Here is an 8,361-nt window from a genome sequence, read left to right as displayed (position 1 = left end):
GGGGCTTGGGCTTGTGGGGGGGGGGGGGGGCGGCGGGGGGGCCCCGGGGCCCCCCACCCCCGTATGTGGGCCCGCGTCAGTCGCGCGGGCGGGCGATCTCGACGTTCTCGAGCACGCCCAGCGCGTCGGGCACCAGCACCGCCGCGGAGTAGTAGGCGGTCACGAGGTAGGAGATGACCGCCTTTTCGTTGATGCCCATGAAGCGCACCGAGAGGCTCGGCTCGAACTCGTCCGGGAGCCCGGTCTGGTGCAGGCCGACCACGCCTTGGTTGTCCTCGCCCATACGCAGCGCGAGGATGCTCGAGGTGTGCCCGTCGGTGATCGGGATCTTGTTGCAGGGCAGCACCGGGACGCCGCGCCACGCGGGCACCCGGCTGCCCTGCAGGTCGACGGTGTCCGGGTAGAGGCCCAGCCGGTTGCACTCGCGCCCGAACGCGGCGATGGTGCGCGGATGTGCCAGGAAGAGCGTCGTGTCGCGGCGGCGGCACAGCAGCTCGTCGAGGTCGTCCGGGGTCGGCGGGCCGTGGTGCGTGTGGATGCGCTGCTCGTGGTCCGCGTTGTGCAGCAGGCCGAACTCGCTGTTGTTGATGAGCTCGTGCTCCTGGCGCTCGCGCAGCGCCTCGACGGTCAGCTTGAGCTGCTGCTCGATCTGGTTCATCGGCTGGTTGTAGAGGTCCGCGACCCGGCTGTGGATCCGCAGCACCGTCTGTGCGACGCTCAACTCGTACTCGCGCGGCGAGAGTTCGTAGTCCACGAAGGTGCCGGGGAGATCGATCTCGCCCTCGTGGCCGGCCGACATCTCGATGGCCGCTTCGCCGTGCTTGTTCGTCGACTGCTGCGCGCTGGCGAGGTATTGCGCGATCTGCACGAGAAGTTCGGGGGACTGGTCGACCAGCGACTGGAACACCGTCCGGGGCAGCACCATGAGCGTGCCGGACGTCGACGCGGTTGCGGTATATGCCCAGCGGGCGTCCTCCTCGACCAGCGACTCGTCGCCGAAGTGGTCGCCGTCGGCCAGCACGCCGACCACCGTCTGGTCGCCGTACTTGCCGTCGCCCAACTTGTTGATCTTGCCGTGCGCCACCAGGTAGATCTCGTCCGCGCCCCGCCCGGCCTCGGTGATCACCTCGCCCGGCGCGAACTCGCGCTGCGTGAACCGGTCCGCGATCGCGGCCAGCATGGCGTCGTCCTCGAAGCCGCGCAGCAGCGGGAGTTCGCGCAGCGTGGGCGGGACGACCTGCACCCGGTCGGCGGTCTGCGCGAAGCTCACCCGGCCGCGCCCCACCGAGTAGGTGAGCCGCCGGTTGACCCGGTACGTGCCGCCCGCGACGTTGACCCAGGGCAGCATCCGCAGCAGCCAGCGCGAGCTGATGCCCTGCATCTGCGGCGCGGACTTGGTCGTGGTCGCAAGGTTCCGCGCGGCCGCTGTGCCAAGGCTCTGCTGGTTGCCGGCGCCGTCCGCCTCGATGTCGTATCCCGCGTCGACCGTCATCAGTCTTGCCTCCCCTGAACCGGAACTCGGCTTGCGCCAACCATCCTGACCATCCGGGAAGTTGTTGATCAATAACACGAAAGTGTGGGGTTGAAAGCGGCAAAAACCGCCGAGAACGCGCGGGCGCGATGGTGAACTGCGCCGACCTGAACCGATCCGGAAGTCGATCCGGAAGTTGACCGGAGTCGACTCGGAGCCGACCCGACTCCGACTCGACTCCCGTCCGACTCCGAGCCGAGCCGCCTCCGCGGGGCGCGAACTCGGCGACCATCCCGCGGTGTTCTTTGTCAAGGAAAACCGGGAACACCGGCGGGAATTACACGAACGGGCTATCTTGCGGCGAACCGGCGTTCAGCCGGACAAGATTCGCGCAGGCTGAGATCATGCTTGCGATGTACGTCCGTCCGGCCCCGCGCGTCCTGGCCGGCGCGGTGCCGCTCGCGGCCTGCCTCTTGGCCGCCCTCGCCCCGCCCGCCGCAGCGGCTCCCTCGGCCGCCGCCCAACCGCCGCCCGCGAGTTCGCCGTTCGGCCGGCCCGCCGGACCGCTTTCCGATCCGCTTGTGAAGCCCTACTTCGGCACACCCTACGGACCGCCCTACGCCCCACCTGATGTCCGGCCCGATGCCCGGCTTGCCGTCCGGCCCGTCGCCCTGATCGCCGCCCGCCCCGCGGCCGCGCCCGCGCTCCTGCCCGCCTGCGCCGTCGGCCACGTCGTCCGACTCGCCCTCGGCCTGCTGCCTGCGATCTCCGGGGCCGACTGCTCTTGCCCCTGCCCGGAGGCGCCTGCCCGCCCCGCGCCGACACCGCCCACCCCGGCGCCGCGTCCGACGCCGGTCAAGCCGCCGGCCACACCGGCGCCCGGCATCACCATCATCCAGCACAACGAGGCGAACACGTCCGTCGTCAACCAGAACAACAGCGCCAACATCGGCCAGCCGCCGCCCAGTTCCCCCCCGCCGCGGCCTCCCGCACCGCCGGCCGCGGTGCCCGCACCGCCCCCGCCCGCCCCGCGCAGCCCCGAGCCCCGGCCCGTCGCGGCCGCCCCCGTGGACCGCGTGCTCCCGCCCGCACCCGCCGAACCCGCCGCACTGCCCGAGCCCCCGGTCAGCGTGCCGCCCTCGCCGACCCCTGCGCCCGCGCCGTTCAACCCGCGGCTGCCCGCCAAGGCCGCCGCACCCGAGGACGAGACCAGCGCCTGGGACCTGTTCACCTGGCTCGGGTTCGCCCTCCTGCTCTCCATCGTGCCCGCGGCCCTGGCCGCCGTCGGCCGCGGCGCGGACGCCCGCGGCGGAGGACCCGGGAGGTCGTCGTGATCACGTTCGTCTGGGTGCTGTGCACCGTGGCCGGAGCCGGCCTCGCGGTCGGCGCGGCAATCTGGCTGGGCCGCAGCGCCCGCAGCAAGGAAGGCTCGTTCAACCCGCAGGCGCTCACCTTCGCCGGCGGCGTCGTGCTGTCGTCCTTCGTGCTGGTGAGCGGTTTCCTGATCGTCGGCGCCTGGCAACTCCAGTCGGTGGTCCGCTCGCACGCCCACGAAGAGGCCCGCGTACTGGCCAAGACGTACGCCCGGGCCGGCGAACTGGCCCCTGCCGACCGGGATGCGGTCCGCACCAAGATCACCGAGTACACCCGCACCGTGATCGACGTCGAATGGCCCGCACTCGGCGAGCACCGCGCGTCCCCGGCTGCATGGCGCCAACTCGACGCGGTGCAGAGCACGTTGAACGCGGTCCCCGCCGACCGCCGGGCCGAGGCATACGACGCGACCGTGGCCTCCCTCGACGAGGTCTACGTCAAGCGCTACGCCCGGCTCGCCGACCTCGACTCGGTGTCGCCGCCGGTGCTGTTCGCCGCGATGATCGCCGCGGGCCTGCTGGTGCTCATCTACCCGCCGCTCGTCGGCATGACCGCCAACCCCCGCAACGTCGCGGTGCTGGGCTTCGCGGGCGCCATCGTCGGCTTCGGCATCCTGCTCGTGTGGCAGCTCCGCGACCCGTTCACCGCACCGCTCAACGTCGGACCGTCCGCTTTCCAGGCCGCGCTGGAGAGGTACGCGCAGCTGAAATGACGGGGGACCCCGGTCCCGAGGGCCGCTGCGGACGTCGGACCCGGCAGCGGCCCTCGGGACCTTTGGCGTCCTGCACGCGTGCGCAGCCCGTGCCCAGCCCCCGCTCAGCCCCCGCTCAGACTCCCGAGACGTGCAGCAGCGTGCCGGTCACATAGGTGACGGCCATCGCCAGCCCGCCGCCCGCGATGTTCCGCAGCACCGACACCCGCGGCGGCGAACCGCCCAGCCGCGCGCTCGCCCATCCGCACAGCGTCAGCGCCGCCAGCACCGCGACCACCGTGACCGGCACCCGCCACCCGTGCGGCGGCAGCAGGATCGCCAGGAGCGGCAGCACCGCGCCGACCGCGAACGCCCCGAAGCTCGCGAACGCCGCCCGCCACGGATCGGTCAACTCGTCAGGGTCCAGCCGCAGCTCGGTCTCCGCATGCGCCGCGAGGGCATCGTGCGCGGTCAGCTCCGCGGCGACCTGCCGGGCCAGGCCAGCCGAGAGCCCCTTGGCCCGGTACGCCTCCACCAGCTCCGCCAGTTCGGCGTCCGGATCGTCGCGCAGCTCGCGCCGCTCCCGCTCGATCGCGGCCCGCTCGGCATCCCGCTGCGTGCTCACCGACACGTACTCGCCGGCCGCCATCGACAGCGCCCCGGCCAGCAGCCCGGCCAGGCCCGCGGTCAGGATCGCGGCCTGCGACCCGGACGCGCCTGCCACGCCCAGCACGATGCCCGCGGTGGAGACCACGCCGTCGTTCGCGCCGAGCACGGCCGCGCGCAGCCAGTTGAGCCGGGCCGCGAGCCCCTCGTGGTGATCGGGTGAACTTTGTTCCGTCATAGGGATGACGCCCGCCGCGCGCCGGAGCCGCCCCGGCACCCCGCCTGGTCCTGCGACGCCACCCGCCACCTCCGGAAAACGCCCTGCCGGCAGCCTTTCCGGCGCCCCGGACCGGGCCGCCGCACGGCTTCCACTGCACCACGCAGGCCCCAGGAGCACCACCGGACCGGGCTGCCATGATGACGGCGCAAGGCTGCCGCGGGCCGCCTGGTCGATGCATCGCCACATCGACACGGCCCGGGCGCACGGGGTTCACGGGGATGGGAACCGAGCGATGACGCACGCCGCAGACCACGCAAGAAGCCGCACGCCGTACGCCGAGGGCGGCCAGGTGGTGATCCTCACCGGGCCGCCCGGTGCGGGCAAGAGCGCCGTCGCCCGGCTGCTCGCCGACGCGTACGAGTCGAGCGTCCACCTGCACGCCGACGACTTCTGGCACTACATCAAACGGGGTGCCCTGCCGCCCTACCTGCCCGAGGCGCACCGGCAGAACCAGGTCGTCATCCGGGTGATCGCCGAGGCCGCGTTCGGCTACGCACGCGGCGGCTACCGCGTGGTGGTGGACGGCATCGTCGGCCCGTGGTTCCTCGACGCCTTCCGCGAGACCGCCGCGGCCACGGACGTGCCGATGCACTACGTGGTCCTGCGCCCCGACCAGGCCACCACCGTCCACCGCGCGACCTCCCGCGGCCCCGGCGCGCTCACCGCACCCGAGCCGGTCCGCTCCCTGCACCGCCAGTTCTCGGGCCTGGAGGAGTTGGAGGCCCACGTGGCCGACTCCACCGACTGGACCCCGGAAGAGACCGCCGACCGCGTACGAGCCGCCCTCGACGCCGGCGCCTACGTCCTGACCTGACGGCCCGCGCCGGGGCCGAAGGCGGCATCCAGCAGGGCCGTCCACGCGGCGTCGACGCGGGGGAGCGCGCCGGGGTCCGCGAGCAGGTCGAGGAGCAGGCCGCGCAGTGCGGCCAGGACCAGGGTGGGCGGCAGCGGTCGGTCGGCGAGCAGGGTCTCGAACAGCGGAAGCCAGTCCTGGACGGACGCCGCGGCCAGCCCGGCCCACGGGCCTTCCGGGTCGCCCGACGAGCGGATGTAGCCCTCGAAGAACAGCCGCAGGATCGTGCGGTGCTCCGGGTCGGTGACCCATTCCCACAGGTGCTCCAGCACCGCCCGCGGAGCGCCGCCCTCCTCGTCGGCGCGCGCGACCAGGGCCAACTGCTCGGCCCGGGCCGCCGCCAGCACCTCGCGGATCAGGCCCTCTTTCGAGCCGAACAGGTACAGCAGGACACGCGGGCTCGACCCGATGGCCGCGGCGAGCGGGCGCAGCGACAGGTCGGAGAGGTTGTTCTCCGCGGCGTAGGCCAGCGTGGCGGCCAGCAACTCGCGTTTGCGCGGTGAGGCTTCCGTCTGGTCCGCCATGGGTCTATCCTCCACTGAAACGAGTGTTTCAGTGGAGGATAGACCCATGGCCGAGGCGAAGGCGAGCATCCGCGAAGCGATCCGGCCCGGAGATCTGGGGGCGGTGGCCGCGCTCCACGGGACGCTCTACGCCCAGGAGTACGGCATGGACGTCACCATGGAGGCGTACGTCGCCATCGGCCTCGGCGAACTTGCCCTCGCCTGGCAGCACGAGGGCGACCGCGCCGCGGGCCGCATCTGGGTGGCCGAGCTGGACGGCCGCATCGTCGGCGCGGCCGCTATGGTGCGCGGCAGCGAGGCGCCCGGCTGGGGCCAGCTGCGCTGGGTGGTGCTCGATCCCGCGGCCCGGGGCCACGGCGTCGGGCGGGCGCTGTTCGAGGCCGCTATGGGCGAGGCCCGCGAGCGCGGCTACCAGGGCGTCTACCTGTGGACCATCGCCGGTCTGGACGCCGCGCACCACCTCTACAAGTCCGCCGGATTCCGCGTCACGCACTCCGAACCCGCCCGCAAATGGGGCGTGGACGCCGTCGAACAGCGCATGGAGCTGCGGTTCGACGGCGCCTGAGCCGCGCTGCGCAAGGCGTGTGCCAAGGCGTGTGGCAGTCGTGGGTCAGTCGATCGCGAAGTCGGCCAGGTCGGGCCGCTTCGTCCACTCCCAGTAGTCCACCAGCCGCCACGGGCTGATCACGTGGATGTCCCCGTCGGCGTTCTTGAACCACGAGTGCTTGATCGACTCGTGCGACCACACCAGTTGCTTGATCTCGGCCTGGTGCCGGGCACGGTACTCGGCGGCCACCTCGGGCCGCGGCTCCATGCTGCGGCGCCCGTCCCGGATCAGCGCGTCCACGCAGCCCGAGACGTACCGCATCTGGCACTCGGAGTGGAAGATCAGGCTGCCGCCGTGCGCGAGGTTGGTGCCCGGGCCGTACAGGCAGAAGAAGTTGGGGAAGTTCGGCATCGTGATGCCCAGGTACGCCGCCGGCTCGTCGCCGAACTGCTCGGCCAGCACCACCCCGCCGCGTCCGACGATGTGCATCGGGTACAGGTAGCGGTTCGCCTGGAAGCCGGTCGCGTAGACGATCACGTCGGCCTCGTACCGCTCGCCGGACACCGTCACCACCGCGTCCTTCTCGATGCGGTCGATGCCCTCGCGGACCAGGTCGACGTTGTCGCGCTTGAGGGCGCGCAGCCAACTGCCGTTGTCCTGCAGGGTCCGCTTGCCGGTCGCCGGGTAGTCCGGCAGCACCTTGGCGAGGAGCTCCTCGTCGTCGCCGACCTGGCTCTTGATCCAGTCGGTGAAGATCTGCCGGGTGAAGTCGTTGCGCGCGCTGATGGAGCGGTCCTGGTGCTCCCACTCCGGGTCGATCCGGGCGCTCATCAGCGCGCCGTCGCTGCCCGGCCAGAAGATCAGGAACCGGTACCAGCGCCCGTAGAACGGCAGGTGCCGCAGCGCCCAGCGCACCCCGTCGCCCACCCTGGCGTGGTAGTTGGTGTTCGGGAACATCCACTGCGCGGTGCGCTGGAACACCGTCAGGTGTGCGACGTCCGGGGCGATGGTCGGCGCGATCTGGAAGCCGCTCGCCCCCGCGCCGATCTGCGCGACGCGCTTGCCCGCGTAGTCCACCGAGTGGTCCCACTGCGCCGAGTGGAACGCCGGACCCTCGAAGTCCGCCATGCCCGGGATGTCGGGCAGCTTCGGGCGGTTCAGCAGCCCGACCGCGGAGATCACCGCACGGGCGGTCAGCACCTCCTCGGCACCGCCCGGGCCGCGGACCGTCACGGCCCAGGTGGCGGACGGCTCGTCCCACACCGCCTGCACGACCTCGGTGCCGAAGCGGATGTGCGGCTCGATGCCGTGCCGCTTCATCACGTCCTCGAAGTACCGCTGCAGTTCGGGCTGCTGCGAGAAGAACTCGCTCCAGTGGTCGCTCGGCTCGAACGAGTAGCAGTAGAAGTGGTTGCCGACGTCCACCCGGCACCCCGGGTAGGAGTTCTCCCACCAAGTCCCGCCCACGCCCGGGTTCTTCTCGACGATGGTGAACGGTATGCCGGCTTCCTTGAGCCGGATCCCGGCCAGCAGGCCGGACTGCCCGCAGCCGATCACGACGACCGGGAACGCCTCGCGCGCCGCCGCGTCCGCGTGCACCTCGACCCGGCGGGCGTCCACCCCGTCGAGCTCCATCTCCTCGAGGATCATCGGGACGTACTCCTCGGGCACGTCCTCGCACGCCACCCAGCTCATCATCTCGCGCACCAGCTCGGGCGAGGGCGGCGGCGGCAGCACGCAGCCGCCGTCCCGGAACGCCTTGATCGCCTCCAGGGCCATGCGGCGCGCCTCGGCCTTGTCCTCCTCGGGCAGGAAGCCCTGCACCTCGTTGAGCACCAGCATCCGCGGCCGGATCGCGCCGCGGATGTACGACGGGTCGCCGGTCATGTGCACGAGCGACAGGAGCAGCGTCGGGATGCTCACGTCCTCCAGCGCGGCCGCGATGGCCGCGTCGTCGTCGGTGATCGGCAGGCCGGCGTGCGGATTCGTGGCAGTCATGTACGAACGGCTCCGAG

General features: G+C 72.1%; 8 protein-coding genes. 4 read left to right on the top strand and 4 right to left on the bottom strand.

What is annotated here, in order from left to right:
* Window positions 1-76: 76 nt before the first annotated feature.
* Window positions 77-1,492, bottom strand: coding sequence for a family 2B encapsulin nanocompartment shell protein (locus LZ495_RS27425; RefSeq protein WP_235055588.1), 1,416 nt, complete (start codon window positions 1,490-1,492; stop codon window positions 77-79).
* Between the two features lie 392 nt (window positions 1,493-1,884).
* Here LZ495_RS27425 and LZ495_RS44215 point away from each other — a divergent pair, with 392 nt between their 5' ends.
* Together LZ495_RS44215 and LZ495_RS27415 are read left to right on the top strand one after the other, a co-directional pair.
* The gene (locus tag LZ495_RS44215) at window positions 1,885-2,805 is read left to right on the top strand and encodes a hypothetical protein (RefSeq protein WP_268823429.1); all 921 of its coding nucleotides are present in this window, start codon (window positions 1,885-1,887) and stop codon (window positions 2,803-2,805) included.
* Complete coding sequence (locus LZ495_RS27415) at window positions 2,802-3,557, top strand: bestrophin-like domain (RefSeq protein ID WP_235055587.1); 756 nt, start codon at window positions 2,802-2,804, stop codon at window positions 3,555-3,557. Before LZ495_RS44215 ends, LZ495_RS27415 begins: the two co-directional genes overlap by 4 nt.
* 115 nt (window positions 3,558-3,672) lie before the next feature.
* Here the strand turns inward: LZ495_RS27415 and LZ495_RS27410 are convergent, their stop codons facing one another.
* Window positions 3,673-4,380: a VIT1/CCC1 transporter family protein gene (locus LZ495_RS27410; protein WP_235055586.1), complete on the bottom strand. Its 708-nt coding sequence runs from the start codon at window positions 4,378-4,380 to the stop codon at window positions 3,673-3,675.
* A gap of 274 nt (window positions 4,381-4,654) precedes the next feature.
* Between LZ495_RS27410 and LZ495_RS27405 the strand changes: the two genes are divergently transcribed.
* Window positions 4,655-5,236, top strand: a complete 582-nt coding sequence (locus LZ495_RS27405; RefSeq protein ID WP_235055585.1) for an AAA family ATPase — start codon at window positions 4,655-4,657, stop codon at window positions 5,234-5,236.
* Here the strand turns inward: LZ495_RS27405 and LZ495_RS27400 are convergent.
* On the bottom strand, window positions 5,221-5,799 hold the full coding sequence (locus tag LZ495_RS27400) for a TetR/AcrR family transcriptional regulator (RefSeq protein WP_235055584.1): 579 nt from the start codon (window positions 5,797-5,799) through the stop codon (window positions 5,221-5,223). The genes LZ495_RS27405 and LZ495_RS27400 overlap by 16 nt on opposite strands.
* Window positions 5,800-5,845: 46 nt before the next feature.
* Between LZ495_RS27400 and LZ495_RS27395 the strand changes: the two genes are divergently transcribed.
* On the top strand, window positions 5,846-6,364 hold the full coding sequence (locus tag LZ495_RS27395) for a GNAT family N-acetyltransferase (RefSeq protein WP_235055583.1): 519 nt from the start codon (window positions 5,846-5,848) through the stop codon (window positions 6,362-6,364).
* A 45-nt stretch (window positions 6,365-6,409) separates the two neighbouring features.
* On the opposite strand, the gene LZ495_RS27390 is transcribed toward LZ495_RS27395, so the two are convergent.
* Entirely contained in the window at window positions 6,410-8,344 is a 1,935-nt protein-coding gene (locus LZ495_RS27390) for a flavin-containing monooxygenase (RefSeq protein WP_235055582.1), read from the bottom strand.
* Between the last annotated feature and the right edge of the window lie 17 nt (window positions 8,345-8,361).

It is taken from the genome of Yinghuangia soli (assembly GCF_021502675.1).
Lineage (GTDB): Bacteria > Actinomycetota > Actinomycetes > Streptomycetales > Streptomycetaceae > Yinghuangia > Yinghuangia soli.
This window is presented reverse-complemented; position numbering and strand designations above follow the sequence as displayed.